Here is a 25,798-nt window from a genome sequence, read left to right on the forward strand (position 1 = left end):
ACTAAGGGCACCGGACGATGACGTCAGCGTAGGCCTTGGTCGATTCGACGTACCGGGCATTGGCTTCGTCAGGTCCTTGTGCCCACGCCTGGGCAGCGGCAGGTTCCATGCCCGACTCAATGTGTCGTTGGATGAGCCGTGAAACGCGGGTTTCCGGCGGTATTTCCACAAACCAGACCTCGTCCAAGTAGCTGCGAACGCGCTCCCACGGGCCGTGGTTTGCCAGCAGGTAGTTGCCTTCGGTGATGACGAACGCCGCCGACTTGGGGATGGCTATGGACGCTGCGATTGGTTCCTCCAGGCCCCGGCGGTATGTGGGCGCGTAGACGACGTCTTCTTCATTCTCCCGAAGTCGCTGCAGGAGGGAGAGATAGCCGCCGACGTCGAAGGTATCGATGGCTCCCTTGCGTTCCCTGAGCGGGGTCCCGTCAATGATGGTGTTTGCCAGATGGAAGCCGTCCATGGGCACAATGGCGCTTCCATGGCCAAGATGTTGCGTAAGACGTTCAGCGAGTGTGGACTTACCCGCGCCTGGGGGACCCACCAGCCCGATAATCCGGCGGCTCCCGGAGGTGGCCCTGCTGCGCAGACGCTCCGCAAGTTGCGCGGTGTCGCCACAGTGAATGGCCTGCACCGGCATCAGCTCTTCAGTGTGTTGTCGAACAGTGCCCGCAGTTCCTGGAAGTGCCGCTCTGTGGCCTGGTGATCGTAGGCGGACGTGTCCGCCATGGAATAGCCGTGCGGCGCCCCGGCATATATGGTGTTGGACGCCTCAAGGCCAGCTTCATCCAGGGCAACCCCGAGCCGCGTGACCGCCTCCGGGGTCATGCTGGAATCGTGGTCGGCGTGTCCAAAGACAAACCGGGCACGTGCGTCGCGCAGGCCCAGGTGCGGGCTGTCCGGGGCGTCGGTGGCGAGACCGCCGCCATGGAAGCCGCCGCAAGCAGCTACCAGCTGTGGGTGTGAATTGGCGGTCCGAACGGCCAGTCGGGCACCCATGCAGTAGCCGGTGGTCCCGATCGGCCCCGGCGCTACGCCTTCCATCCCCGTGATCGCAGATACCCAGGCCTCAATGTCCGGCAGTGCCTTCTCCGTCGTCAAGCGGGCTACCCGCGGGAAAGCAGCCTTGCCCGCAGCTTCCCTTCCTTCGGGCGTGGTCATGTCTCCGGCCGGGGCGAGTCCCGCAATGGACCCCTCACGGTAGAAGACGTTTGGCACCAGCACTACGTAACCCCAGTCGGAGATGCGTTGGGCCATCTCTTCGATGCGGGGACGGACACCGAACGCGTCCATGTAGAAGATGATCCCGGGAAAGGCCCCGTTTCCGGTGGAAGGGCGGGTAACCATGGCCTCAGCCGTGCCTTCGGCGGCAAAAATTTCGATGAGCATCTGCCAACACTATCGAAAGTCGCTGTGGCTCAGGTCCCGGCCGCCTCGTCACTGGATACGGCCACGACCTGCACCGTCACCCCTGTGCTCTTGAACATGCTGAGCTGCTTCGGATCGGCGCCGTCATCGGTGACAAGTGTCCAGGGGAGGGCGATCCGGGCCCACGCGTGGAAGGGGCGGAACCCCAGCTTCGATGAGTCGGCCAGCACATAGACACTGTTGCCCCGCCGCGCCATGAGTTCCTTGAGACGCGTTTGGGAGTGGTCTGCTTCGCAGATTCCGTCCTCAGCGGTGACGGCGTCTGCGCCAAGGAACACGCGATCAAAGCTCATTCGTTCCAAGGCCATCTCCGCCAAGGGACCCACGAAACTCTGGCTGATGGTTCGGAGTCGGCCACCCAGGCAATCGACGTCGATGCCTTCGGAATCGGCCAGTTCCTGCAACGTATTGATACCCGGAGTTGTCACGGACAAAGCACCGAACCCGCGCAATTCGTGAGCCAAAGCGCCAACGGTGGATCCGGCGTCGAGAAGTATGTTCTCCCCGGTCCGTACCTCTGAGGCTGCCCAGCGCGCTATGGCGTGCTTTTGCTCGAACGCTTCGCCGATCCGCTGCCGAAGGGAAGCCTCCGGGTGGGCCCCGAGCGCCATCGCGCCGCCGTAAGTCCGCGCAAGCCTCCCCTGTGAGTTCAGGAGCGCCAGGTCCCTGCGGATGGTAGAGGCGGTGACATCGAACCGGGTCGACAACTCTTCCACCGACGCCAGGCCGGTGGTCACGGCAAGATGGTAAATCTCCTCGCGCCTTGCGCTCGCCGAGGGCATTCCGGGTCTCCTAACCGTGGCAGTGCTAACCATGCTAGCCCCGTAGCCCTCCGGCATCGGTCAGACAGCCACGCCGGGGCGGGTCGCCATCCCGGCAGCCTGGTGGAGGGCTTCGACCATGCTGCGGGAATCGGCAATTGCCTTGCCTGCGATGTCGAACGCCGTGCCGTGGTCCACGGAGGTACGGATAACCGGCAAGCCGACCGTGATGTTCACGCCGGCCTCGATTCCCAGAACCTTGACGGGGCCGTGGCCTTGGTCGTGGTACATGGCCACCACGAGGTCGTAGTCACCCCTGCCGGCCAGGAAGAACAGCGTGTCAGCGGGCAACGGGCCCACAACGTTGATTCCGTCAGCTTGCGCGGCCTTGACGCCGGGCTCGATCTTCTCCGCTTCTTCCCCCTGGCCGAAGAGGCCGTTCTCCCCGGCATGCGGATTGATGGCGCACACGCCGATCCTGGGGTCCGGGATACCGGCCCGCACCAAGGCTTCGTGGCCCCGGCGGATGGTGCGCTCCACCAGGCCAGGCTCGATCTTCCGGATGGCATCAACGAGTCCAATGTGCGTGGTCACATGGATCACGCGGATCTTTGGCGTGGAGAGCATCATGGACACTTCTTCGGTGCCGGTCAGCTGGGCGAGCAACTCGGTGTGGCCCGGGGAAATGTGCCCTGCAGCGTGGAGCGCTTCCTTGTTCAGTGGGGCGGTGCAGATGGCTTGGACGCGGCCCGCCATGGCGAGTTCGCAGGCGACGCGGACGTATTCGTGGGCTGCGTGGCCGGCGACGGGGGAGAGCTCGCCCCAGGCGAGGTCCTCCGGCAACAACGCCAGGTCGATTACGTTGACCCGGCCCGGCGTAAATACTGCTGCTTCCACGCTGCCGATTGACTCGATGTCGGCATCGATTCCCAGGATCTCCGCCGCCTGTCGGAGCCGCAGCGCGTCGCCAATAATCACGGGGCGGCACTCAGCGTTGCTTTGCCGATCCAACGCTGCGGCTACCACCACCTCGGGTCCTACGCCGGCGCCGTCGCCCATGGTTACGGCCACGAGGGGGAGGGCGTCCTGCCCGGAAGTGATGCTTTCGGATGTTGTCATGTTTTCTCCAGATTCCAGTTAAGCCGAATATGTGGTGGTGATGTCGGAAGGGTGGGCGCGGCGCAGCTGCATCTGATGATGGAGTTGGGTCAGTGCGTGGGCATCGCCAAAGCTGCCGGGCTTGGTTCCCACAAGAGTTCCGTCACTTGCGCGGCTGAGGACAGCGCCGTGTTGTACTGCGGCGAGCGGCATCAGGGAGCGGAGCCCGAGCACGTCGAGGACCTCGCGGGCTGTTGCCCCACCCGTGAGGATGAGGTCCGCGTTTGTCCCCTGGACAGCGTCCACGGCGAAGCTGGCAAGTGCTCGGACGATGTCGGCTGATTGGTGCGGATCCACGCCGCCTTCTTGAAGCGTCACTGCCAGTTTGTTTGAACTCCGCAGGATTTGCTTGGCCGGCCCAAGCTGCGAGCCATGTGCGGACATGTTCCCGGGATCGAGCCTGATGATTCCAAAACCAGCCATTTCAAGGTGCGCCAGTTGGGTTGTGGCAACGGCGGAGGCGGATCCGACGACGGCGAGGACCGGTACCGCGTCCGGCTGCGGTTCAGGTGTGGTTACGTTAGTCCCGGTGGCAGTTTGCGCATTTCGCGCACTTCGGGAAGCCAGCCGCCGGGCCAGGACGTCCGCAAGACCCCCGGTTCCGGCAAGGACTATGCGTCGACCCCGGTGGGCGAAGCCCAGTTGCCACAGGGCCCTGACGACCTGTTCGAGGTCTTGGGCGGATTCTCCGTCAACTACCACTATCGTGGGATCGCCGTCAGTGAGCGCCTCAGCCAGTATTGCCGGGAAGTGCGCGGAACGGACCTCGGGCAGCCTGAGCATTTGAACTGATTCCGGAGAATCCGGTTGGACCAGGCCCGCAATGGTTGAGGGCGGGGTGGAGGCCTCGGCCTGCCATAAGTCCGTCCGGTCCAGGGGAAGTCCATTCACATAAGGCTTTCCGTGCCGCACGGAGCGGCCAAGTTGGGGGAGCGCCCCCGCCACAACAACGCTGTGTCCCAGCCGGTTAAGGACCTCGATTTCAGCGTGGATGTTGCCACGCCAGAGGGAGTCGATTTTCTTGAACCAGATGTCGGTGTTCGCGGCGAGAGAGCCCGCGAATATTGCCTCAACAGCTTTCCCGGCTTCGGATGCCGACAGTCCGCGAGTGTGTGTGTCAGCGACGACGACGTCGCTGACTGGGGCGTACGCCGCGATCCCGGCGGTGACGTTTCCGCCTGCGGAGTCGTCGTTGAGGGTTTCCAGGATGAGCTGGGTGGTGAGTCCATAGCGGACAAAGCAGGAACCGACTTCGGCCGCGCCCGAGAAATCGTCTGCCTGCACCAATATGGAAGCCACCGCGACCCCTTCCGCGTCATTTGCCCGCCTTTCCCCCATGTTGCCGGGAACGATCTTGAACATCATGGCATGATTGCGCGAATCACGCAATTGACAATGCGTATTTAACGCACGCTCCATGTTAGCTCCGGGGTCTGGAGCATTCGCCGTTATCCGCCCTACCGCCGCCCCGGTTATCCATTCCGCCTGGCTCAGTCAAGTCACGCGGCAGGAGGAAGCGCAGTTACTCCCCGCGCTGTTGCACGCATCACATTTGTTTGCATCCGGGGCCTGTGGCCTTGATCCTTGCAAGACCTAGTTTTTTCAGCGCTTGTCAGAGCGTGCCCAATGGAGGACACAATTTATGACTAACGTTCTTTGGTTTTCTGAGCTTGGCTTGTCCGACCTTGACCAGGTCGGCGGCAAAAATGCATCGCTTGGGGAGATGGTTCGAAACCTCGCCTCGGCCGGGGTGAAGGTTCCAGGCGGTTTCGCGACGACGGCGGACGCTTACCGGCGTTTCCTGGCGGACTCAGGCCTGGATGCCCGGATAGAAGGCATCCTGGAGGGCTTGGACAGCGGCGATGTTGCTGCTTTGGCCAAGGTCGGCCAGCAAATCCGTACCCTGATTCGGCAGACGCCTTTCCCGGCCGGATTCGAAGAAGACATCCGGAGCGCTTATGAGCGCCTGACCCAGGAACACGGCGCTGACGTCTCCTGGGCGGTCCGGTCGAGCGCCACGGCTGAAGACCTGCCGGATGCATCCTTCGCCGGCCAGCAGGAGACGTTCCTGAACATTCGTGGCATCGAGAACATCCTGCTTGCCATCAAGGATGTTTTCGCGTCCCTGTACAACGACCGTGCCATCGCCTACCGAGTACATCACGGCTTCACGCATTCGGAAGTAGCGCTCTCGGCAGGCATTCAGCGGATGGTGCGTTCCGACGTCGGCGCTTCCGGTGTCATGTTCACCATGGACACCGAAACCGGCTTCACGGACGCTGTCTTCATCACGTCCTCGTATGGCTTGGGTGAAGCGGTTGTTCAGGGCGCGGTGAACCCGGACGAATTCTATGTCCACAAGCCGGCTCTGGCAGCTGGCCGCCCGGCAGTCCTCAAGCGCGGCTTGGGGGAGAAGGCCGTGCAGATGGTGTACACGGATTCCGATGAGGTTGGCCGGACCGTCGACTTCATTCCGGTGCCGCAGGATTCGCGGAGCCGCTTCAGCCTGACCGACGCTGAAGTTCAGGAGCTTGCCCGCCACGCAGTGGCAATCGAGGCGCATTACGGCCGTCCCATGGACATTGAGTGGGGCAAGGACGGGATTGACGGCGAGCTCTACATCCTGCAGGCCCGCCCAGAGACCGTGGAGTCGCGTAAAGCCGCCGGCGTAACTTCCCGCTACACGCTCACCGAGCGTTCAACAGTGTTGGTGGAGGGACGCGCAATCGGCCAGCGTATCGGTGCGGGTCAGGTGCGTGTACTGTCCTCGATTGACCAAATGGCCTCGTTCCAGGAGGGCGATGTCCTGGTGGCGAACATGACGGACCCTGACTGGGAACCGATCATGAAGAAGGCCGCCGCCATTGTCACCGACCGTGGCGGCAGGACCTGCCACGCCGCCATCATCGCCCGCGAATTGGGCATTCCGGCCGTTGTCGGTACCGGGTATGCATCCCAGATCCTCAAGGACGGTGCTCCGGTGACGGTCTCCTGCGCCGAGGGCGAAGCCGGACTCGTGTATGAGGGTCTCCTGGAGTACTCGCTGCATGAGACAAGCCTGGAGACCATGCCGGAAGCTCCGGTCAAGATCATGATGAACGTCGGGACCCCGGAGCAGGCGTTCAGTTTCGCCAAGCTGCCCAACCATGGCGTGGGCTTGGCCCGGCTGGAGTTCATCATCAACCGGCAAATCGGTGTCCACCCCAACGCCCTGCTGGCTGTCGCCGGCGAAATCGAGCGTCCGGCGAGCCTGGATGACTACACGGTCCGGCAGATCCAGGAGAAGACCGCCGCTTACGATGGTCCGCGCGATTACTACGTTCGGCGCCTGGCCGAAGGCATTTCGACGATCGCCGCGGCCTTTGCGCCCGAACCGGTGATCATCAGGCTTTCGGACTTCAAGTCCAACGAGTACGCCAACCTGATCGGCGGCCCGGCGTTTGAACCGGAGGAAGAAAACCCGATGATCGGGTACCGCGGCGCATCCCGGTATCTTTCCGCTTCCTTCCGTCAGGCGTTCGAACTCGAATGCGAAGCACTGAAGTACGTCCGCAACGACATGGGCCTGACCAACATCAAGCTCATGGTCCCGTTCGTGCGAACCCTGGCCGAGGCCAGCGGCGTCATCGACCTCCTCGCTGCCAACGGGCTGCGACGCGGAGAGAACGGGTTGGAGATCGTGATGATGTGCGAATTGCCGGCCAACGCGCTCCTTGCCGATGAGTTCCTGGAGTACTTTGACGGATTCTCCATTGGTTCCAACGACCTGACCCAGCTCACCCTCGGGCTGGACCGGGACTCCGCCCTGGTTGCCGAAGGCTTCGATGAACGGAACCCGGCGGTTACCAAACTGCTGGAGATGGCCATTGCGGCATGCCGGGCCAAGGGCCGGTATGTAGGGATTTGCGGGCAGGGCCCCAGCGACCACCCGGACTTCGCCGAGTGGCTGTTGGAACAGGGCATCAGCTCGATTTCGCTGAACCCGGACGCCGTGACCGAGACCTGGCTGCGCCTGGCCCGTACCACACGTACCACGAGCACCACCGCCTAAATGGCAGAGTCCCCAGCCGTGGGGGCGGGCTCCCCGCCCGCCCCCACGGTGTTCTTCCTTTCCGACAGCACCGGGATTACCGCAGAAACCCTGGGCAACACGCTGTTGACGCAGTTCCCGGGCCAGCGGCTGGAACGGCGGACCATCCCGTTCATCACCACGGTCGAGCAGGCGCGCGAGGTGGTTGCGCTGATCGACAGGGTGGCCGCTACGGGCCCGGACCCGATCATCTTCTCGACGGCGGTGGGCCAGGATATCCGGGCTGTCCTTTCCGGGAGCCGTGGGCAGTTCTTCGATTTGTTCGGTACCCACATTGGGCAACTGGAACAGACCCTTGGCGCGCCGGCCAACGGCAAGCCCGGGCAGGCCCATGGTGTCGGAGATGCCGTGCGCTACCAGTCCCGCATGGCCGCCGTCGAGTATGCGATTGAACACGACGACGGCCAATCCCTGCGTGCGCTCGAACGCGCCGAACTGATCCTCATCGCCCCCTCCCGCTGCGGTAAGACACCCACCACCATGTACCTTGCGTTGCAGCACGGCATCCTCGCTGCCAACTTCCCCTTGGTCGACGAGGATTTCGACAACCTGGCACTCCCCAAACCCCTGCTGCCCTTCGCGGGTAAGTGCTTTGGGCTGACCTCCCAGCCCGTCCGCCTGAGCCAGATCCGCCAGGAGCGGCGACCCGGCAGCAACTACGCGTCGCTGCACCAGTGCACCTTTGAGCTGCGGAACGCCGAGGACATGTACCGGGCCAATGACATCCCCTACGTCAACTCAGCGTCCATGTCAGTGGAAGAAATTTCCGCCACTGTCCTGCAGCGCATGCAACTCCACCACTAGCGGCAACCTGGCATCGCCGGAGAGGACCGGGGGGACATCTGTTGAATTTGCTTCGCCTGATCTGACATATGTCGGGTCCGTGACGGGATCAGTCGCGGTTAGCGTGGCTGGCAAGCCGCCTGCGGCAATATCCCCACGGACTCGAAAGCGAGAAGACGCATGTCAGTAAACCAGGAACTTCCCATCGTTTCGCACTGGATCGGTGGCGCTGAGTCGCCGTCGGCCGGCGAGCGCACGGCACCGGTGTTCGACCCTGCCCGTGGTATCGAGACCAAGCGTGTGGCTTTGGCTAACGGCTCCGACATTGAATCGGCGATTTCCGCGGCGCAGAAAGCATTCCCGGCTTGGCGGGACCTGTCCATGACCAAGCGCCAGCAGATCATCTTCCGCTTTCGGGAGTTGCTGAACGAGCGCAAGGGCGAACTTGCGCAGATCATCACCTCCGAGCACGGCAAGGTGGTCTCCGATGCGCTCGGTGAAATCACCCGCGGCCTTGAGGTGGTGGAACTGGCCACCGGTTTCCCGCACCTGATCAAGGGTGAGCACTCAGAGAATGTCTCCTCCGGCGTCGATGTCTACTCCACCAAAGGTCCGCTGGGGGTGGTGGGCATCATCAGCCCCTTCAATTTCCCAGCAATGGTTCCGCTGTGGTTCCTGCCGATCGCGATCGCCTCGGGGAACACCGTGGTCCTCAAGCCGTCCGAGAAGGACCCGACGGCGGCCAACTGGCTCGCCGCCCTCTTCGCCGAGGCGGGACTTCCGGACGGTGTCTTCAACGTCCTGCACGGTGACAAGGAGGCCGTGGACGGACTGCTGGAACACCCGGATGTGAAGGCGGTTTCCTTCGTTGGTTCCACTCCGATTGCCCAGTACATCTACGAGGCCGCGGCGAAGAACGGCAAACGCGTCCAGGCCCTGGGCGGGGCGAAGAACCACATGCTGGTACTGCCCGATGCCGACCTGGACCTCACGGCCGACGCCGCCATCAACGCCGGTTTCGGTTCCGCCGGCGAACGCTGCATGGCCATCAGCGTTGTTGTGGCGGTCGAACCGGTCGCCGACGAGTTGATCGGGAAGATCACCTCGCGCATGGCCACCCTGAAGGTCGGTGACGGCCGCCGCAACTGCGACATGGGTCCCCTGGTCACGCGGCAGCACCGCGACAAGGTGGCCTCTTACATCGACATTGCAATCGAAGACGGCGCCAACGTGGTGGTTGACGGCCGTGGCATCGAAGTGGACGGTGACGCAAACGGCTTCTGGCTCGGTCCCACCTTGATCGACGACGTCCCTGTCACCTCACGCGCCTACACGGAGGAAATCTTCGGCCCGGTGCTGGCCGTGGTCCGTGTCAGCAGCTACGAAGAGGGCCTGGACTTGATCAACAACGGCGCCTTTGGCAATGGCACAGCCATCTTTACCAACGACGGCGGCGCGGCCCGCCGCTTCCAGAACGAAGTCGAGGTGGGCATGGTCGGCATCAACGTCCCCATCCCCGTCCCCGTGGCCTACTACTCCTTTGGCGGTTTCAAGGACTCCATCTTCGGCAGCTCCAAGGCCTACGGTCTGCAGGGCTTCCAGTTCTACACCCGCGAAAAGGCCATCACCTCCCGTTGGCTGGACCCCAGCCACGGCGGCATCAACCTCGGCTTCCCGCAAAACTAAGCGGTAACCGCGAAAGGACCTCCAGCGCCAGGGCCGGAGGTCCTTTTCGGCATTACGCTTCCTCCAGGAACTGCACTGCCGCGAACAGTTCCAGCCTGTCGCGGATGCCGTCCAGATTCAGGCCCAAGATCCTGCCTGCTGCATCGATCCTGTTCCTCAGTGTGTGCCGGTGGATGCCCAGGCGTCGCGCGGTCTTGTCCCAGACGCAGTTGTTGGCAAACCATTCACGCACTGTAGGCAGCAGCTCGGTCTGCTCGGAGTCGTCATGGTCGATGAGGGGCTGCAGCAGCCCACGCGCCAGCGGACCTGCGTTCTCCTGGTGCAGCAGGCCCAGTATTCCGCCTTCGGAAAGTTCCGGAAACGCGACGGCGTCCCTGCCCAGTTCGGCGGCCCTCTTCAGGGCCCGAGTTGCTTCTTCGAGGGCTGCGGTGAGTCCGTCCATGGTGGCCTCGGACGAGATCCCGCACTGGCCGTGCTTTGTGACCAGGTCCATGACTTTCCCCTGATGTTGCTTTCCGGCCAGAACCACCAGGAATTCCCCCCGAAGGGCATAAAACACAGCTCCGCGGTGGTCGTCGGCCAGCAGTTCCAAGGCCTCAAGGAGGGTGGGCGCCGGGTTTTCGTGGCGGGACACTGTAACCAGGAGGGGGTCGCGGGGGAGTGGGCCCCACACCTGGCGGGCCGTTTTGCTTGCGACGTCGGTGCTGCCCGCCAGCAATTGCTCGAACACTCCGGCGCGGAGGTGCCTGCGGGCGGTATCGAGGGTGCGGGTTTGCTCCAGTGCGAGACTGGCCAAGCCGATGACGGTGTTGACAATGTCCGTCCTGGCCGGGTCCATGGGCTCGATGGCGCCCAGGACCAAAGCCCCGCGCAAGCTGCCTTTGCGGCCCAGTGTCTGCAGCGTCACTGATTGGCCGTCGATGTCCAGATTCGAAGCAGATCGCGTGCCCAGGTCCAGCGCCCTTCGGACCCTTTCGCTAACCCGGGACTGGATGTCCGAGGGAATGGGTCTGTTCCGTGGCATGCGGACGTAATTGCCTGCCGCGTCGTACAGCGCCACCCAGCTGTGGAGTTGACGCTCCAGCTCGCCCATTATCGAAGTCAGCCCATCGGGCCGCAGGGCTGCCCGGGAGATGGCACGCTGCGCCTGCAGCGACCATTCGGCGCGGGCGTGGTCCTCCTGGGCAAGATGGTCCGCCACCGAGCGGATGATTGCGATGAACGGCGTCCGGTCCGGTACCTCCAGCAAGGGCAGCGCGTGCTTGCGGCATGCTTCTTCCAGGCCCGGTGGCAACGTCCCGTGGATGACCTGGGTCGCAAAACCCAGACCAGCGATTCCGTGTTTCACCAGGCGGTGGACGTACTCCTCGTACCCCACACCCTTCCGCACTTCCGGTGGCGTACCCGCGTAGGCGCGTTCCGCCGTCGTGCCTGGTTCCGCCGTCGTGCCTGGTTCCAGCGTGAACTGCGTGCCGTCGGTGAGCAGCAACTGGCCGGCGTCCAGGAAGGGCGTTGGGTCCTCGAGGTCCGAACTGTGCACCCAGCTGATGGGCTCGTCCAAAGCAGGTGAAGCGGGGTCTGGAACCACGAGTCGGAGCTTCAGTGTCCGGCTGCGGAGCAGTACGTTCAGGCTTGGTGGCATGGGCAGGGTCCTCGGGTGTAAAAACGTCTATTCTCATCTGGGTGACTGTACAAAGGTACAGGCCGCCGCCGCAGGCTTGCAGCACATGATGGAGGAAGCCCCACCGCCTTCCAATGAAAAGGAACCGTCATGGTCGCCAGCCACCCGGAAACGTTTATCGCTGAGGAATCAGCAGCCATCACCAACGCAGAAGCCACGGACCTCGACTGCGCGAACGTGTTCCATTCGTGGTCCGCGCAGAAATCGTTGCAGCCGTTGGCGATCGCGGGCGGGTTGGGCAGCTCTGTTTGGGACCATGACGGCAAAACCTACCTGGACTTTTCGAGCCAACTGGTCAATACCAACATTGGCCACCAGCACCCCAAGCTCATTGCCGCGATCGCCAGGCAGGCCACCACCTTGGCCACTGTGGCGCCCTCGCATGCGAGCCACGTCAGGGGGCAAGCCGCCGCCAGGATCCTCTCGCACGCGCCGGCAACCATGGAGAAGGTCTTCTTCACCAACGGCGGCGCTGACGCCAATGAGAACGCTATCCGTATGGCCCGCCTGCACACCGGCCGCGACAAGGTGATCTCCCGGTACCGTTCGTACCACGGCAACACCGGGGCGGCCATCGTGGCCACCGGCGATTGGCGCCGTATCCCGAACGAATACGCGCGCGGGCACGTCCACGTCTTCGGGCCCTATCTCTACCGCTCGGAGTTCTGGGCCGAAACGCCGGAGCAGGAAACCGAGCGCGCCCTCCACCACCTGCGCCGCACCATCGAATGCGAAGGGCCGCAGTCCATTGCGGCGGTCCTTCTCGAAACCGTCCCCGGAACTGCCGGGGTCCTGGTTCCTATAGCCGGATATCTCCAGGGCGTCCGGGCTCTGTGCGACGAATACGGCATCGTCATGATCCTTGACGAGGTCATGGCAGGTTTTGGCCGCACCGGCGACTGGTTCGCTTTGGACGCCTTCGACGTCACCCCGGACCTCATCACCTTCGCCAAAGGTGTGAACTCGGGCTACGTGCCGGTGGGCGGCGTCATTATTTCCGACGTGATCGCGACTACCTTCAACGAACGCGTCTTCCCCGGCGGCCTGACGTACTCCGGCCACCCGCTTGCCGCAGCCTCCGTGGTCGCTTCCATTGACGCGTTCGAAGAAGAAGGCATCATCGGCAACGCCGCCAGGATCGGCCGCGACCACCTTGGCCCGGGCCTTCTGGCCCTCGCCGCCAAGCACGAGGTCATCGGCGAGGTCCGTGGCCGTGGAGTTTTCTGGGCCATGGAACTCGTCCAGGACCGTGCCACCAAGGCGCCAGTCGCACCTGCGTACATGGGCCGCATCAAAGCTGAACTCCTCCGCCTGGGTCTCCTGCCCTTCATTGCCGACAACCGGATCCACGTAGTCCCACCAGCGGTGGTCACCCCCGAAGAAGTCGCCACAGCACTTGCCATCTACGACCACGCACTGGGCGCGGTGGCGCTTTAAGCCCGGACGAAACGCCACATGGGCAGATGGCGGGAAAACTCGCGGCCGTTGGATGGGATATGTTGTTATCCGCTGTGTGCTGACCCAGCCAATGATCACCCCCCAGTCAGGAGCGCCCGTGCCGAGAAGCCCACGCGATGGGATAGATGCGCAGATCCTTGCCGAGCTTCGACGTAACGCACGGATCAGCCTGGCCCAATTGGGGGAAAGGGTGCTGCTGTCCCGTAACGCGGTTCGGCAGCGGATCGAGCGGATGGAACGCGATGGCTACATCAACGGGTACACCATCAAGGAAGCGGCTGGGGAAGGAACGCCGACAGTCAACGCAGTGCTTCTGATTCAACGTCACGACAGAATGCGCGGAAGTGACGTCATCGCCGGATTACGTGAAATTCCGGAGATCGCCACCTGCGATGTCGTCAGCGGAGAACTCGATCTCGTCGTCAGGGTCGAGGCGCCCGACGCCGCGAGGATCCAGGAGATCTGGCGCGAAGTTTCTGCCTTTCCCGGTGTCCGCGACATCACTACGGCGTTATCTCTCTCAACAGTCATCGACAGGCAGGCTCCCCGCTGACATCCCGGCCCCCGTGCACCAGGACATTGAACTGCTCGGGGAAGATCAGGCCTTCACTGAGCGCGAGGTCGAGGACATTCTGCCCGGAGGAACGGGCCCTGTGGGCGAGCTCCGCCGCTGCTGCGTATCCGAGGAATGGGAGCAGTGCCGTGGCTTGTGCTGTGGAGGCCCGCGCCCTGGATTGAAGCAACGCCTCGTTGGCTTCGATGCTCGTGACGCATAGTTCGCGCAACACACTGCAGCCGTTGGCCAGCCAACCCAGGGACTGCAGCAGCGCGTGGGCGATGGCCGGTTCGAAGGCATTGAGCTGAAGTTGTCCGTTGTCAGATGCCATGGTGACCGTGAGGTCGGCGCCTGCGACGAAGAACGCGATCTGGTTGATGACTTCGGGGATAACTGGGTTGACCTTGCCGGGCATGATGGAGGAGCCCGCCTGCCGAGGTGGCAGGTGGATCTCGGCGAGCCCGGTTTGGGGTCCGCTGGAGAGCAGGCGCAGGTCGCTGCAGATTTTGGACAGCTTGATGGCGGTCCGCTTGAGGGCGCCGGAAAATGTCATGAACGCCCCGGTGTCCCAGGTTGCTTCAACAAAGTCGCGTGCACGGGTCAACTGGACCCCGCTGGCCCCGGAGAGTCTGTCGATGACACGCTCCACGTACTGCGGGTCGGCGGTAATGCCGGTGCCGATGGCTGTGGCGCCCAGGCTGCATTCCTTCAGCAGCGCTGCCGCCTCGCGCAGGCGGCCTTGGTCTTCCTCGAGCGTGACGGCGAACGCAGTGAATTCCTGCCCGAGCGTCATGGGCACAGCATCCTGCAACTGGGTCCGTCCGACCTTCGGGATGGCCGCGAACGCCTGGCCTCGCTCGGAGAAAGCCTGGGACAGCAGGGTGAGCTGTTCCAGGAGCTCTTCCACAGCGAACATCAGCGCCAGGCGCACTGCGGTCGGATAGACGTCGTTGGTGGACTGGCATTTGTTGACGTGACCGATGGGGTCGATGACCCCATAGGATCCCCGGGGATGACCGAGGACCTCGAGTGCGAGGTTGGCGATGACCTCATTGGCGTTCATGTTCGTCGAGGTCCCGGCACCGCCTTGGACGACGTCCACGGGAAACGCGTGATCCACAATCCCTGAAGCCACTGTGTCGCAAGCTGACGCGATGGCTTGACCAATATCGGCAGGGATCAGGCCGAGCTCGGTGTTGGTCAGCGCCGCGGCCTTCTTTACAAGCGCGAGGGCACGGACCAGGTGCCGGTGGGTCCCCACGTGGACGCCGCTGATCGGGAAGTTGAGGATGGCACGTTCGGTGTGGATGCCCCACAGCGCGGACTGGGGGACTGCCATTGGCCCCAGGCTGTCCCGTTCGATTCTCACGCCGGCTCTCATGAGGCGATCGCAATGACTTTGGGTTGGGTCATTTCCTCGTAGGCAAAGTGAACCCCTTCACGTCCCATGCTGCCGTACTTCGAGCCACCGAACGGCATGGCATCGTGGCGGTAGTCGGAAGAATCGTTGATCATGACGCCACCTGCGTCAATGGCCTTCGCAGTTGCCAGGGCGCGGCCCAGGTCCTTGGTGAAAACGCCCGCCTGCAGTGCGTACTCGCTGTCGTTGGCCAGTTCGACCGCTTCTTCTGATGAGTCAAAGGGTTCGATCACGACCACCGGGGCGAATAGTTCCTCACTCCACGCCTCGCAACTGCGCGGCACGTTGATGAGCACAGCGGGGGTGAGGACCGGCCCGTTGAGTGTCCCTCCGGTCAGCAGTTGGGCCCCGGCGGCCACGGCATCATCGATTTTCCGCTTGGCGTCGGCGGCGGAGTCGTGGCTGATCATCGGTCCCACGTCAGTGTGTTCGTTGCGAGGGTCGCCGGTTTTAAGGGCGGCAGTTTGGGTAACAAAGTCCTCCACGAAGGAATCGAAAATGCCGCGCTGGACGAGGATGCGCTGAGCCCCGATGCAGTTCTGGCCCGCTGCCCAGAACGCACCGGACACACTGGCCTCGACGGCGGCGGGGATGTCGGCGTCGTCGAAGACGATGACCGGTGCGTTGCCGCCCAGTTCCATGGACAGGCGCTTGATTCCCGCGTTGGCCGCGATGGCCCGGCCGGTGGCGAATCCTCCGGTGAAGGAGACCATGCGGACCAGCTTGGAGGAGATGATGGTCTGCGCGATCGCTCTGTCACCCAGGACAACGGTGACGAACTCCGTCGGCAGACCCGCCTCGCGCAGTAAGTCCACGAGGAGGATGGCTGTCAGGGGCGTCAACTGTGAGGGTTTGAGGATCACGGTGTTGCCGCCGGCAATGGCTGGTCCCAGTTTGTGGGCCACCAGGTTCAAAGCGTCGTTGTACGGCGTGATGGCGGCGATCAGGCCTAGCGGTTCGCGGGTGAACCAGCCCTGCCGGTTTTCCGAACCGGCGAACGAGTCGAAGGGAACCACTTCGCCCACGTTTCGCCGCGTCTCGGCAGCCGAGAGCTTGAGCGTGTTGACGGCGCGGGAGAGTTCTTTGCGGGCCTGCCTGATGGTCTTTCCGGCCTCGGCAACGATCAGTTCCGAGACCTCCCGTGAGCGCTGCTGCAGCAGATCGGCGGCCGTGTCCAGGATCCGCCCCCGCTCATGGCGGGGCATGGCTGCAGCCGCAGGCGCGGCTGCTGCGGTACGGATCAGCTGAACCTGTACCTCCGCCTCGGTGCATTGGCGCAGGGAAGCCAAGAGGCCGCCGTCGAACTTGTTGCGCACCTCCAGGTCATCAGTGGTCGCTGCCGGGTGGGACTGTGCGATGGCGGTTTCAGGCACGGACTGCTCCTTTGGCGAATTCGTGGACGGCAATGATGTCCGAGATGAGGGCGTAGGCGGTCTCCACCCGGCCGGCGCCCGGGCCTGAGACGGTGACGGAGCCCAGGAGGTCAGTGGTGAATGACACCGCGTTCGTGGCTCCTGAGATTCCTGCCAGAGGGTGGTCGGCCGGTAGGGCGAGGGGCTTTACGACGGCGACGACGCGGCCATCTGCCTCGCGGCGGGCCTCACCGATCAGCTTCCAACGGAAGCCGCTTGCCAGCGCCTGGGCGACGTCATCACTTTTGATGTCCTGGATACCGGTGGTTTCCACATCCTGGGGCTGGATATCGGCGCCGAGGAGCTCGTTAGCCAGGATGGCAACCTTCAACCGGACATCCGAGCCACCGATGTCCGCGGTGGGATCAGCTTCGGCGTACCCGAGCTCCTGGGCTTCGGCTATGGCCTGCTCCAGGCCAAGACCGGCTTCCATACGGCCCAGGACGTAGTTGCTGGTGCCGTTCAGGATTCCTTGGACGGCATTGAGCTCCAGGCCTGCGAGCATCCTGTGCGCCAAACGGATCACGGGCGTTCCGCTCATGACTGCGCCCTCGTACTCGAAGCGGACGCCCTTCTCTGCCGCGAGCTTGCTCAGTTCCCGACCCCGCAGGGCTACGGGGCCCTTGTTTGTGGTCACGACATGCTTGCCCGACTCTATGGCCCATTTCACGTGCGAAACGGCAGGTTCTCCGTCAACGGGACTGGTGAAGGTGGCTTCGACGATGATCTCGGCCGGGCCGTTCTTGATGACGTCCTCGTTGCGGGGATCCCGGTGTCCGCCTGGAAGGCCCTCAAAGGATGACCCCCGCGACATGGCGAGGACAGCGTCCAGGTCGATACCTTCGGCCTGGACAAGCGAACCGAAAGCCAAGTCCGTTATGGCAACGACGCGAAGCTCGAACCCCAACGAAGCAAATCGCTGTGGTTCATCGCGGATCAGCTCGGCCAGTGCGCGGTTGACGCCGCCGAAACCTATCAGGGCCAGGTTGTAAGCAGTCACTTTTGATCTCCTAGAGGGGGCTGTTTGCTGTCCTTCAAGCTTCTGCCCTGAGAGTGTCAGTTCCCTATGGCCGGATCGGCTGCCTGGGGTGACGAATCGCCCAAAAGGGGGGATATTTTGGCCTGTTCGATCAGCCACTAGGCTGTAGCCGTGAATGATCAACCGGACGAGGGCCCCTTTTTCCACGGTACGAAAGCCAATCTTCGAAGTGGAGATCTGCTCCGGGCGGGCTTCAGGTCCAATTACCGTCCCGAAGTGGTGATGAACCATATCTACTTCACGGCGTTGCGGGACGGTGCGGGCCTCGCTGCGGAGCTTGCTGCCGGCGACGGCGAACCCAGGGTCTACGAGGTAGAGCCGACAGGAAGCTTCGAAGACGATCCGAATGTCACTGACAAGAAATTCCCCGGCAACCCCACCAGGTCTTATCGCAGCTCGGCCCCGCTCAGGGTGGTTCGGGAAGTCACTGACTGGACACGCCTGGAGCCCGGAGCCCTGAAAGCGTGGAGGGATCGCTTGGCCGCGATCCTTGCCGACGAGCGTGGCCAGATCATCAATTAGGGCCGCGCTGCCAGCCGGGGCAGCGGCTCCCTGAACGGTCAGGGAAAACACTTGTGGCCGTTTAGTAAGCATGCTTAGCTTGTTGAAACGGTCCGGATAGGCCGGGCCCGACAAGCCGAGGCGTGCTGGCATGACAGGTATGCACCGCGCTGCCTTGGAGTCAGGATCCGGTCCAGCGACATGAAGACTACATCCGGGCGGCACCCCGTGGGGTCCCAGACACCGCCTGCCCGCGCTGCCAATGCACTTCCGCAGCATAATCCCGTTACCGCGTCATTGTTGGTGGTGGGTAAACGCCGTGAAACCGCCGAAGCCCAACTGAACCAGCGACTCCGCAGATCGGTTGGAACTGAAGGCCGCCTGGACGGCGGAGGTCTGTCACAAAATGGGGGCCCCGTATGACAAGACGTTTCACGATAGGGGACTGAGTTTCATGCCCAAGACCGGAAAGAACGAGCACGCCCGCAAGGACGAACTGCCTTCGACGCTGCAGCGCTCGGAACAGAAAGCCCAGGACACGTTCGCCAAGACCTATGACTCAGCAATGGAGTCATACGACAACGATTCCAGCCGCGCAGCCCGCACAGCCTTCGCCTCCTTGAAACACAGTTACGAAAAGGTGGGAGACCACTGGGAACCCAAGGAAGAGCGCGGTCCCTCCGATGCGCACGCCGAGGAAGGCGCTGACTCAAACACACCAACGGCAGGGGGAGTCGATGCCAATGCCAGCAAAGACCACCTGTATCAACGGGCTAAGCAGTTGGGCGTCAAAGGCCGTTCCAAAATGACCAAGGACCAACTGGTGGAGGCGCTCCAAAAGGCCAACGATGCCGCCACCAGGAAGGCGCGGGAGGGCTGAACCGCATCCCATCCTCGCAACGGCTGCGCAGCCAGCCGCGCTGCACGCGGCAGCGCTGTCCCATCAAGGAGGAGTACTGTGGCGGACCGAATCATCGATATCTGGGGGGCAAGGACACCGTTCCAGCCGGGAGGGGAGTGGCCGGTCCGTGTGGACCTCGCGCTGAAAGCGGGCCTGCAGGAGAGTGACGTCGACCAGTGGGTACAATCCGCGTGTGTGCTGTGCAGCAACGGATGCGGCTGCGACATTGCCGTCCGGAACGGGGAAATGGTCGGCATCCGGGGGCGCTCGCAGGATCGGGTCAACAAAGGGCGGCTGGGACCCAAAGGTTTGTTCGCCAGCTGGCAAGGAGTCGCGAACCGGGACCGCCTCACCCGCCCGTTGATCCGCGAAGGTGACCGCCTTGTGGAAACGGACTGGGAAACGGCCATGGGCCGGGTCGTGGGGCGGAGCAGGAAGCTTCTGGAGGAGAAAGGACCGCTCAGCCACGGCTTCTACACCAGCGGGCAGCTGTTCCTGGAGGAGTACTACGCCCTGGCAGTGATAGGCAAGGCAGGAATCGGCACACCGCACATGGACGGCAATACCCGGCTGTGCACGGCGACTGCGGCGGCCGCCCTCAAAGAGACCTTCGGGGCGGACGGGCAGCCAGGGGCCTACGAAGACATCGACAGTTGTGACGCCCTCTTCCTGTACGGCCACAACATGCCTGAGACCCAAACGGTACTTTGGTCCCGTGTCCTGGACAGGCTGACGGGTCCCGAACCACCCGCCCTGGTGTGTGTGGACCCCAGGAACACCGAAGCTGCCCGGTACGCCGATGTTCACTTGGCGCTCCGGCCGGGCACCAACCTTGCCCTGATGCACTCCCTGGTCCGGGAGATGATCCACCGGGGCTGGTACGACGCCCAGTACGTCAACGAGCACACCCTTGGGTTTGAAGAGCTCAAAGACACTGTTGAGCCATGGACCCCGGAGGCGGCAGCAGAAGTCTGCGACGTCGAGGCGGATGACATCAGGGCAGCGGCACGGATCTTTGGCACCTCGCGGAACGTCCTGTCCACTGTCCTCCAAGGCTTCTATCAGTCATCACAGGCAACAGCCTCGGCTTGCCAGGTCAACAATTTGCACCTCCTGCGTGGCATGCTTGGGAGGCCGGGGGCTGGGCTCCTCCAGATGAACGGACAACCTACTGCGCAGAACAACAGGGAATGCGGGGCCGACGGCGACCTTCCGGGCTTCCGTAACTGGAGTAACCAAGCGCATGTGGAGGAATTGGCGACGCTGTGGAACGTCGACCCCGGAATCATTCCGCACTGGGCACCACCTACGCACGCCATGCAGATCTTCCGGTACGCCGAACAGGGATCCATCAACTTCCTCTGGGTATCAGCCACCAATCCCGCCGTCTCCATGCCCGAGCTGCCCCGAATCCGCAAGATCCTCTCCCAACCGGAATTGTTCCTGGTGGTTCAGGATCTCTACCTCACCGAAACAGCCCAACTGGCGGATGTAGTGCTCCCGGCCGCGGCCTGGGGCGAGAAGACGGGTACCTTCACAAATGCATCCCGCGTAGTGCACCTTTCGGACAAAGCAGTGGAGCCACCCGGCGAAGCCCGCGCCGACCTGGAGATCTTCCTGGACTACTCGCACCGGATGGGATTCACCACCCTGGCAGGTTCGCCGTTGCTTGACTGGAAAACTCCTGAAGATGGCTTCGAGGCATGGAAGGAATGTTCACGTGGCAGGCCCTGCGATTACACCGGCCTGAGCTACCGGAAGCTCCGTGGCGGGAGCGGCATTCCCTGGCCGTGCAACGAGGATCATCCGGACGGCACCGAACGGCTCTACGGGGAAGGAGTCTTCCCCACTGACCCGGACTACTGCGAAAACTATGGCCACGATCTGCTGACGGGCGCCGAAGCCGGCCCGGAATCGTACAAGGCAATGGCACCCAAGGGGCGGGCGCTGCTCAAAGCCACCACATACCACCCGCCCCACGAGGAACCGGACAGCGAGTACCCCCTCCGGTACACCACCGGAAGGACGGCCTACCACTTTCACACCCGGACCAAGACAGCCCGCTCGCCTGAACTGAACGCGGCCGCCCCGCGGATGTGGGTGGAGCTGTCTGTGGAAGACGCCGCGCAGCTGGGGATCTCCGAAGGTGACCTGGTGCGGGTGTCCTCACGGAGAGGACGCATTGAGGCACCCGCCCGGGTCAGTGGTGTGCGCCCCGGGACGGTCTTCGCCCCATTCCACTACGGCTACTGGGACACGTCCGGCAACCACGGGGAAACAGCCGACGGCGGGCACGGAGTACCCGTCACGGGCCAAGGGGTCCACGCAACTGCTGCCAACGAGCTAACGCTCACCGAATGGGATCCTGTGTCCAAGCAACCCATATTCAAAAATGCCGCTGTCAACGTCGAACGGCTCCGGAGCGGCACGGGGCTGGCCCCCGCCCCCACCACTACGGCGTCCCGTCCGGAAGGACAGCAGCCATGAACCTCCACATCTACCTGGGTATGCTCTCCCGGAGTGAACGAACCCTGGCTGAGTCGTTTCGCCAGGTTGCCGAAGGCCACGGCGAGGAGCCCGATGTTCATTTCCTCTGCCAAAGCCTGGCCGGCCAGTCGGACCACCATGAACAGGTTTTGCTGCCGGTCATCGAACGCTATGGTCGCTCCGGTGAGGGCCGGGAGCCTGAACGCCTGCATATCCAGGGGCTCTCTGGAACCCGTAGGGGCCCCGTGGGTCTCCTGCGTGACCTGCAGGATGTCTTCGTTCTCGCCAGCATGGTCGACATCACCTGGACCGTGGTGGAGCAGGCAGGACAGGCCCTGCGCGATGAGGAGTTGTTGAGCGTCGTCAAACTGTGCCACAAAGAAACCCAAGTCCAGCTGAAATGGCTGCAGACCCGCATCAAGCAGGCCTCGCCCCAGGCATTGCTGGCGGCAGGGTAAGACGGATGGAATGACGTTGCTGCAGCAGGGCCACCGTCCGGTGGCCCTGCTGCAGCCTGCGCTGGCGTCCCCTTCCTGCGCCCGTCCTTCGGGCTACCTGTTGCGATGGTGTGCAGGAATGTGATCGTCGAGCGCTCGCCGAACAACTGGATTCGGCGACTCTTGTCGATGGGTTACATGATTCCCGTGGGAACCAGCAGCGCCCATGCCAGGGCCGGTGCAACAAGGACCACACCGCCTGCGTACATCATGAGCTGCTTGTAGACACGTTGCCTGTCGTCGTCCCGGGCGTTGGCTACTACCAAGGCGCCGTCGGTGGAGAACGGTGAAACGTCCACTACCGTTGCTGCGATCGCGAGGGCCGCCACCGTTCCCGAGGCACTGAGCGAGCTCGTGGCCAGCAGGGGACCTGCCAGGGGGATGAAGGCCGTCAGGAGGGCAGTGGATGAGGCGAACGCAGATCCGACGCCGATGACGTAGCAGAGGACCAAGGCGATGAGCAGTGGTGCCCCGAGGGCCAGGGCCTGCTCGGCGAGGGTATCAATGACACCGACGTGTTGGAGCAGCGAGACGTAGGTAATCATGCCTGCCACCAGCAGCACGGTGGACCAGGAAATGCCGCCAATAAACGTCTTGTGTTCCTTGATGTTGACCAACGCCAACAGCAAACCGGCCGACAGGGCCACGAAGCCAATTGGCATGTGGAAGCCGAGGGTGCATGCAAGGATCACGAGGATGAGTGCCAGAGTCAGGATTTGCTGTCCGCTGGGGCGTCCCATGCGGACCGTGTCGAGGCCGGCGTACTCGTTGGAGTGCTTGTCGCGAAGCTTGCCCATGAGGGCGAAGAGCACGATCGTGAGTGCCGACAGAATGAGGTTCAGCGCGAAGCTGGCCGCGAACAAGGCGCCTTGGTCGATGGGGAAGTTGTTCTTATGTGCGATGTCGTGGACGAGGACGCCCGCAACGGACAGGGGCGAGAAGCCACCGGCGTGTGCTCCGTTGATGACAAAGGCGCCCATGAGCACGGGGTGGATGCGGGATTCGTAGGCCAGGCCGAGTGCGGCAGGTGCCAGCAGCGCGACTGCTGCCGGGCTGAAGGTGCCAAGCGCAGTGAGGGCGGCGGCCATAAGGAAAAAGACCCAGGGCAGGAGCATGGTCTTGCCCCTGACCATCCTGACGCACCTTTGGACGATGATGTCTATGGTCCCGTTCCGCTGGGCCATGCTGAAGAAGTAGGTCACACCGATGATGGTGATGACGATGCTGGCCGGGAAATCGGCCAGGATTTCCTTGTCGCTCATGCCAAGCATGAAGTAGCCAACGCCGAATGATGCGACAAGTCCCATCACGCCGATGTTGAGCGGCCACTTGGTGGCGACGACGAACATCACCACGAGAATCACCAGCGGGATGATCTGCGTGGCGGTCATGGTTGGCTCCGATTCCGGGGTGGCCGCCGGGCTGAAGACCGCACCCCCGAAGAGGATGGCGATCAGGCCCAGGATGACGGAAGCGGCAACCGTTACCAGAAGAATACGGCGGCGTTTGTTGGGACGCTTGGAAGGGTCCTGCGGTATGTCGGCCTCGGCCTCGGGAGCTGGTTGGTAAATAGTCTTAGCCATGGTGTTACTCCTCATCGAGTGGCTGGTTCCAGTGAGGCCTCGACGGCGGTGCCGAGGGTCTCAGGGAGGTGGATGATGCTGGTGGCGATGGTCCTGGCCGTCCGGTCAACGCCGACCAGAATGGACCCTTCGTGTTCGTCGGTCCAGGTTTCGATGACGCCGGCAGGGGTCCTGAGTTTCAGGACGGCACCGACTCCATTGCCTGTGGCGGCGTTGAGCACCGTGCCCGGTGTGCGCGCGGCGAGCGTCAGGGCGATGCTGCCGGTAATGGCCAACGCCGGGTGCGGCTTGCCCATTGAAAGCATCATGACGTTGACATCGCTGTCCGGGCCGGACGCGACCGGTGGCCCAACGATGGCCAGCTTTGGAACGGCGCGGGCAGCCTGTTCGGGCGTTGCTGCCATACCCATCAGGACTGCTCCCTGGCGCCGGATGAGGTCCAGGGTGTCCAACTGCTGTTCTACTTCTTCTTTCCAGGAGTCGTAGTGGCTCGTGTCCAACCCAAGATCTTCGGCGCGGACAATGACGACAGGAGCCCCGGCGTCCACCAGGGATACCGTCCAGGACTTTCCGGCGGCCACCACGGTGTCGAGGGGTGCGTCGGTGGGGAGGAGTTTCCCGGTTGTCTTCCCCGCCGGATCCTGGAATCCGAGACCCACCCTGAAGCCCGGGAAGGCTACCCCCGGCATGTGTGTGTCCGGGACGATGGGCAGGGCTCCAGCCGGTGTTGCCACCTGTTGGATGATGATCTGTCCGGTGTTGGTATTGCGGGTGACGATCCGGGTGTTTTCACCCCGGGGAGTGACCCACCCCTTTTCGATGGCATAGAGGCCAACTACGGCCGAACAGTTGCCGCAGTTGCTGCCCCAGTCGACGGCTGCCTCTTCTATGCCTACCTGTGCGAAGGTGAACTCGACGTCAACGGACGGGTCAGAGGGCCTTTTCAAGATCATGGCCTTGCTGGTGGTGGACGTTGCTCCACCCACACCGTCGATTTGCCTCGAATCGGGACTGCCGAACAGTCGCGGGAGCAACTGGTCAAGGTCCATGCTGGTTTCGGCCAGGGTGTCGGTTTCGAAAACCCAGCACTTGCTGGTTCCTCCGCGCATCCATTCAGCTTCTATCTTCACGTGTCCTGCACTCCTTCTGCTGTTCCCAGCGGGCTCTTCAATCAGCATGAGCCGGATCACATGTGAAGACAATGTGCAATTATTGAAGGAGTATGTAGCAAAGCTTCAATCACTGTGATGAAGGTGTAAAAGGACAGGTATCCGTGCTCATTTCTCGCGGGAGAAGGCAGGAAATCGAGGTTGCGGAGCACAAGCTATATGGAATGAACCAAATATTCAGGAGGGTGCACAATTGCTTAACGATGAGGACCAAAATTTATACGACATCCGCAGGCTGGCCTTGCTGGTGGAGGTCGTTGAGCAGGGATCGATCACGGCTGCGGCGGACATCATGATGTACACCCCATCGGCCGTATCGCAGCAGTTGCGCAAGCTTGAGCAGGAAGTCGGCCAGCCGCTGCTTAACAGGCGATCACGCGGGGTGGTGCCCACTGAAGCCGGTCAGGTGCTCGCCGGCCACGCCCGCAAAATAGTCAGGCAAATCCGGGCTGCCCAATCAGACCTCGATGAGATCGCAGGCTTGCGGCGCGGATCCCTGACCATCGGCACGTTCCCCACATTGGCTGGTTCCTTCCTGCCGGTGGTGATCCGCGCCTTCAAGAAGCGTTACCCGGCCATTGGCTTGTCGGTCCGCAGCGCCCGGTTTGATGAGTTGGTCTCTGATCTTGAATCGGGCGTCACCGGGCTGTGCCTGTTGTGGGACTACCCGTGGAATCCCTTCCGCGATGAGTCGATCAGGACTACGGAAGTATTCCAGGAGAGCACCGTCGTCCTCGTCTCCAAATCGCATCCGCTGGCTGACCGTGAGGAAGTCTCCATGGGTGAGCTCAGGAAGGAGTCGTGGATCGTTCGCGCTGACGCCCATCCAGTGGTGGAGGTCCTTCAACGCTCCGCCCACGATGCCGGCTTTGAACCCACCATCGGATTCCTCGCCAATGACTACCAGGAGGCCCAGGCAATGGTGAGTGTGGGAATGGGGGTAGCCATGGTGCCCAAGACAGCCGTTGCGTTGCAGCATCCTGACGTCAGGGTCCTCAGCCTTGGCTCCAGTGCCCCGCTGCGGCGCGTGTTGCTGGCCCAGCGCCAGGACAAGGTCTATGCGCCGGCGGAAGTGGCCTTCCATACAACCCTGCTGGAAATCGCCCGCGAGAGAGCCGGCGAATATCTCTGAGGCGGCTTCCCAAAAGTTCATCCGATCCAACAGCAGTCAACGCACGACGGCGACCT

General features: G+C 62.9%; 21 protein-coding genes. 10 read left to right on the forward strand and 11 right to left on the reverse strand.

The features are described 5' to 3' along the window. Position 1: 1 nt before the first annotated feature. From AB0N72_RS01740 to AB0N72_RS01760, 5 genes are read right to left on the reverse strand one after another with little or no spacing between them, the layout of a single operon-like run. Positions 2-634 carry a nucleoside/nucleotide kinase family protein gene (locus tag AB0N72_RS01740; RefSeq protein ID WP_363931576.1) on the reverse strand — a complete coding sequence of 211 codons (633 nt, stop codon included), beginning with the start codon at positions 632-634 and terminating at the stop codon, positions 2-4. Between the two features lie 5 nt (positions 635-639). After that, entirely contained in the window at positions 640-1,389 is a 750-nt protein-coding gene (locus AB0N72_RS01745; protein WP_363931578.1) for a dienelactone hydrolase family protein, read from the reverse strand. Between the two features lie 29 nt (positions 1,390-1,418). After that, positions 1,419-2,210 (reverse strand): DeoR/GlpR family DNA-binding transcription regulator, encoded by a 792-nt coding sequence (locus AB0N72_RS01750; protein ID WP_363931580.1) that lies wholly within the window; start codon positions 2,208-2,210, stop codon positions 1,419-1,421. 60 nt (positions 2,211-2,270) lie between these two features. Further along, on the reverse strand, positions 2,271-3,308 hold the full coding sequence (gene pdxA, locus AB0N72_RS01755; RefSeq protein WP_363931581.1) for a 4-hydroxythreonine-4-phosphate dehydrogenase PdxA: 1,038 nt from the start codon (positions 3,306-3,308) through the stop codon (positions 2,271-2,273). 18 nt (positions 3,309-3,326) lie between these two features. Next, on the reverse strand, positions 3,327-4,646 hold the full coding sequence (locus tag AB0N72_RS01760; RefSeq protein ID WP_363931583.1) for a four-carbon acid sugar kinase family protein: 1,320 nt from the start codon (positions 4,644-4,646) through the stop codon (positions 3,327-3,329). Positions 4,647-4,989: 343 nt separating this feature from the next. Between AB0N72_RS01760 and ppsA the strand changes: the two genes are divergently transcribed. The 3 genes from ppsA to AB0N72_RS01775 all read left to right on the forward strand — a co-directional run bounded on the left by ppsA (position 4,990) and on the right by AB0N72_RS01775 (position 9,906). Then, the gene (gene ppsA, locus AB0N72_RS01765) at positions 4,990-7,398 is read left to right on the forward strand and encodes a phosphoenolpyruvate synthase (RefSeq protein WP_363931584.1); all 2,409 of its coding nucleotides are present in this window, start codon (positions 4,990-4,992) and stop codon (positions 7,396-7,398) included. Further along, positions 7,399-8,241, forward strand: a complete 843-nt coding sequence (locus AB0N72_RS01770; protein WP_363931585.1) for a pyruvate, water dikinase regulatory protein — start codon at positions 7,399-7,401, stop codon at positions 8,239-8,241. Positions 8,242-8,400: 159 nt separating this feature from the next. Next, the gene (locus tag AB0N72_RS01775) at positions 8,401-9,906 is read left to right on the forward strand and encodes a CoA-acylating methylmalonate-semialdehyde dehydrogenase (protein WP_363931586.1); all 1,506 of its coding nucleotides are present in this window, start codon (positions 8,401-8,403) and stop codon (positions 9,904-9,906) included. A gap of 52 nt (positions 9,907-9,958) precedes the next feature. On the opposite strand, the gene AB0N72_RS01780 is transcribed toward AB0N72_RS01775, so the two are convergent. Further along, entirely contained in the window at positions 9,959-11,548 is a 1,590-nt protein-coding gene (locus tag AB0N72_RS01780; protein WP_363931588.1) for a PucR family transcriptional regulator ligand-binding domain-containing protein, read from the reverse strand. 129 nt (positions 11,549-11,677) lie between these two features. On the opposite strand from AB0N72_RS01780, the gene AB0N72_RS01785 reads away from it, so the two are divergent. Both AB0N72_RS01785 and AB0N72_RS01790 read left to right on the forward strand, forming a co-directional pair. Further along, entirely contained in the window at positions 11,678-13,024 is a 1,347-nt protein-coding gene (locus AB0N72_RS01785; RefSeq protein ID WP_363931589.1) for an aspartate aminotransferase family protein, read from the forward strand. 118 nt (positions 13,025-13,142) lie between these two features. Further along, positions 13,143-13,598 (forward strand): Lrp/AsnC family transcriptional regulator, encoded by a 456-nt coding sequence (locus AB0N72_RS01790; RefSeq protein ID WP_363931591.1) that lies wholly within the window; start codon positions 13,143-13,145, stop codon positions 13,596-13,598. On the opposite strand, the gene AB0N72_RS01795 is transcribed toward AB0N72_RS01790, so the two are convergent. The 3 genes from AB0N72_RS01795 to AB0N72_RS01805 are packed head-to-tail and all read right to left on the reverse strand — an operon-like array spanning position 13,573 to position 17,433. Continuing rightward, positions 13,573-14,982 carry an aspartate ammonia-lyase gene (locus AB0N72_RS01795; protein WP_363931592.1) on the reverse strand — a complete coding sequence of 470 codons (1,410 nt, stop codon included), beginning with the start codon at positions 14,980-14,982 and terminating at the stop codon, positions 13,573-13,575. The two genes, AB0N72_RS01790 and AB0N72_RS01795, sit on opposite strands and share 26 nt — an antisense overlap. Further along, entirely contained in the window at positions 14,979-16,394 is a 1,416-nt protein-coding gene (locus AB0N72_RS01800; protein ID WP_363931594.1) for an aldehyde dehydrogenase family protein, read from the reverse strand. The genes AB0N72_RS01795 and AB0N72_RS01800 overlap by 4 nt, the downstream gene beginning before the upstream one ends. After that, entirely contained in the window at positions 16,387-17,433 is a 1,047-nt protein-coding gene (locus AB0N72_RS01805; protein WP_363931595.1) for a homoserine dehydrogenase, read from the reverse strand. Before AB0N72_RS01805 ends, AB0N72_RS01800 begins: the two co-directional genes overlap by 8 nt. 150 nt (positions 17,434-17,583) lie before the next feature. Between AB0N72_RS01805 and arr the strand changes: the two genes are divergently transcribed. From arr to AB0N72_RS01825, 4 genes are all read left to right on the forward strand, one after another. Continuing rightward, entirely contained in the window at positions 17,584-17,994 is a 411-nt protein-coding gene (arr, locus tag AB0N72_RS01810; RefSeq protein ID WP_363931596.1) for an NAD(+)--rifampin ADP-ribosyltransferase, read from the forward strand. Between the two features lie 433 nt (positions 17,995-18,427). Further along, a complete protein-coding gene (locus AB0N72_RS01815) occupies positions 18,428-18,853 on the forward strand; it encodes a ChaB family protein (RefSeq protein ID WP_363931597.1) in 426 nt (141 codons plus the stop codon). Positions 18,854-18,931: 78 nt separating this feature from the next. Then, positions 18,932-21,361 carry a nitrate reductase gene (locus AB0N72_RS01820; RefSeq protein ID WP_363931598.1) on the forward strand — a complete coding sequence of 810 codons (2,430 nt, stop codon included), beginning with the start codon at positions 18,932-18,934 and terminating at the stop codon, positions 21,359-21,361. After that, positions 21,358-21,819 (forward strand): hypothetical protein, encoded by a 462-nt coding sequence (locus AB0N72_RS01825; protein ID WP_363931599.1) that lies wholly within the window; start codon positions 21,358-21,360, stop codon positions 21,817-21,819. Before AB0N72_RS01820 ends, AB0N72_RS01825 begins: the two co-directional genes overlap by 4 nt. Before the next feature lie 173 nt (positions 21,820-21,992). Here the strand turns inward: AB0N72_RS01825 and AB0N72_RS01830 are convergent, their stop codons facing one another. Then, entirely contained in the window at positions 21,993-23,441 is a 1,449-nt protein-coding gene (locus AB0N72_RS01830; RefSeq protein WP_363931601.1) for an SLC13 family permease, read from the reverse strand. An 11-nt stretch (positions 23,442-23,452) separates the two neighbouring features. Next, positions 23,453-24,571, reverse strand: a complete 1,119-nt coding sequence (locus AB0N72_RS01835; RefSeq protein ID WP_363931603.1) for a PrpF domain-containing protein — start codon at positions 24,569-24,571, stop codon at positions 23,453-23,455. Positions 24,572-24,803: 232 nt separating this feature from the next. Here AB0N72_RS01835 and AB0N72_RS01840 point away from each other — a divergent pair, with 232 nt between their 5' ends. Then, on the forward strand, positions 24,804-25,742 hold the full coding sequence (locus AB0N72_RS01840) for a LysR substrate-binding domain-containing protein (protein WP_363931604.1): 939 nt from the start codon (positions 24,804-24,806) through the stop codon (positions 25,740-25,742). Positions 25,743-25,798: the final 56 nt, after the last annotated feature.

It is taken from the genome of Paenarthrobacter sp. NPDC089307, from assembly GCF_040685055.1.
Classification (GTDB): domain Bacteria; phylum Actinomycetota; class Actinomycetes; order Actinomycetales; family Micrococcaceae; genus Arthrobacter.

Excerpts from the sequence above, each read along its gene's own strand:
- AB0N72_RS01745 (WP_363931578.1), bottom strand. The coding sequence starts at position 1,389 with ATGCTCATCGAAATTTTTGCCGCCGAAGGCACGGCTGAGGCCATGGTT.
- AB0N72_RS01750 (WP_363931580.1), bottom strand. The coding sequence starts at position 2,210 with ATGCCCTCGGCGAGCGCAAGGCGCGAGGAGATTTACCATCTTGCCGTG.
- pdxA (WP_363931581.1), bottom strand. The coding sequence starts at position 3,308 with ATGACAACATCCGAAAGCATCACTTCCGGGCAGGACGCCCTCCCCCTC.
- ppsA (WP_363931584.1), top strand. The coding sequence starts at position 4,990 with ATGACTAACGTTCTTTGGTTTTCTGAGCTTGGCTTGTCCGACCTTGAC.
- AB0N72_RS01770 (WP_363931585.1), top strand. The coding sequence starts at position 7,399 with ATGGCAGAGTCCCCAGCCGTGGGGGCGGGCTCCCCGCCCGCCCCCACG.
- AB0N72_RS01775 (WP_363931586.1), top strand. The coding sequence starts at position 8,401 with ATGTCAGTAAACCAGGAACTTCCCATCGTTTCGCACTGGATCGGTGGC.
- AB0N72_RS01780 (WP_363931588.1), bottom strand. The coding sequence starts at position 11,548 with ATGCCACCAAGCCTGAACGTACTGCTCCGCAGCCGGACACTGAAGCTC.
- AB0N72_RS01785 (WP_363931589.1), top strand. The coding sequence starts at position 11,678 with ATGGTCGCCAGCCACCCGGAAACGTTTATCGCTGAGGAATCAGCAGCC.
- AB0N72_RS01795 (WP_363931592.1), bottom strand. The coding sequence starts at position 14,982 with ATGAGAGCCGGCGTGAGAATCGAACGGGACAGCCTGGGGCCAATGGCA.
- AB0N72_RS01815 (WP_363931597.1), top strand. The coding sequence starts at position 18,428 with ATGCCCAAGACCGGAAAGAACGAGCACGCCCGCAAGGACGAACTGCCT.
- AB0N72_RS01825 (WP_363931599.1), top strand. The coding sequence starts at position 21,358 with ATGAACCTCCACATCTACCTGGGTATGCTCTCCCGGAGTGAACGAACC.
- AB0N72_RS01830 (WP_363931601.1), bottom strand. The coding sequence starts at position 23,441 with ATGGCTAAGACTATTTACCAACCAGCTCCCGAGGCCGAGGCCGACATA.